A 987-nucleotide genomic window follows, 5' to 3' on the forward strand; every position below is an offset into this window, starting at 1 on the left:
ACTCTAGTGCACATAACGTTTGAATAACGAGCGTTTACTAAACCATACAGATTGAAACGCCAAAATCACTGCGTTTCTTTGAAAAAACACGCCACGAGTAAACGTCCACGTTCATTCACTTGTTAGGGTATTTACTCTCTGAGAACGAAACAGCAACCTTTCATTTCTTTATCAATTGGCCACCAAGTGCCCTCTAAGCTTTGCGATAACTCAGCTGAGAGTAGTTTATTAATTGTTAAAGAGTAACCTTTGTTAGTACTTGTAATTTTTGCGCTGAATTCGACGTTCTTGTTGTCTTGTAAGTACTCGCACAGCGCATTCTCAAACACAATTGGATCCTTTGGAACACCAGTAAAGATGCAATCGCCTTCCCAACCCAAATCGGTAAAAATAGGCTTATCCGAGGAAAATAGTAAGAAACCAATCATTTGTTTTGAATCAGTTTCTAACACGATCACATTCGGCATACTTATTCCCTAACGCTCGCCTAAACGGTGAGCAACTTGTTGCGAGTCCAGTACCCAAAGGGCACGATGTTTAAGGCGCTTGTTAGTTTACCCATCTGCTTGCTCGTGAGTTTTAGCCACGGTCCATTTGTCACCAATTTTATTTCTCCAAGCATAGTAGCCGGGCTTTATTGTGGCGATCTCGAATACAGTAGGATCGATTTTTGTAATCTCTTCTAGCCCAACTAGCTTGGCATCTTCCATTGTGTATTCAATATTGCTAACAAACTGCCAACCATCATCCTCTAGGTCGTGATACACAACTTGAATCGGGCATTCACCTTCAATGACTTGGCGAATAGTGAATACGGCGCAGTTCTTAGGCTGGTCAAACGGCCATTTCACTTCTTTTTTCTTAAATATTCCGAACATTGCTCAATCCGATTTTTAAAACTAACGTTGCAATAACGGGCGCTTATTAAACCGCTCAAACCGCTTTAATTCATTGTATTCACGAAACTTTAAAAATCTGCCGCGTTGA

Annotated in this window: 2 protein-coding genes; both read right to left on the reverse strand. The window is 40.8% G+C overall.

Annotated features, from left to right (window positions below):
* Positions 1-131: 131 nt before the first annotated feature.
* Complete coding sequence (locus tag BCT27_RS25350; RefSeq protein WP_102397157.1) at positions 132-467, reverse strand: hypothetical protein; 336 nt, start codon at positions 465-467, stop codon at positions 132-134.
* 87 nt (positions 468-554) lie between these two features.
* On the reverse strand, positions 555-878 hold the full coding sequence (locus tag BCT27_RS25355; RefSeq protein ID WP_102397158.1) for a hypothetical protein: 324 nt from the start codon (positions 876-878) through the stop codon (positions 555-557).
* Positions 879-987 lie beyond the last annotated feature (109 nt).

It is taken from the genome of Enterovibrio norvegicus (assembly GCF_002876705.1).
Classification (GTDB): Bacteria; Pseudomonadota; Gammaproteobacteria; order Enterobacterales; family Vibrionaceae; genus Enterovibrio; species Enterovibrio norvegicus_B.

What these genes read in the sequence shown, in the direction of transcription:
- BCT27_RS25350 (WP_102397157.1), bottom strand. Translation starts at nt 467, where the DNA reads ATGCCGAATGTGATCGTGTTAGAAACTGATTCAAAACAAATGATTGGT.
- BCT27_RS25355 (WP_102397158.1), bottom strand. Translation starts at nt 878, where the DNA reads ATGTTCGGAATATTTAAGAAAAAAGAAGTGAAATGGCCGTTTGACCAG.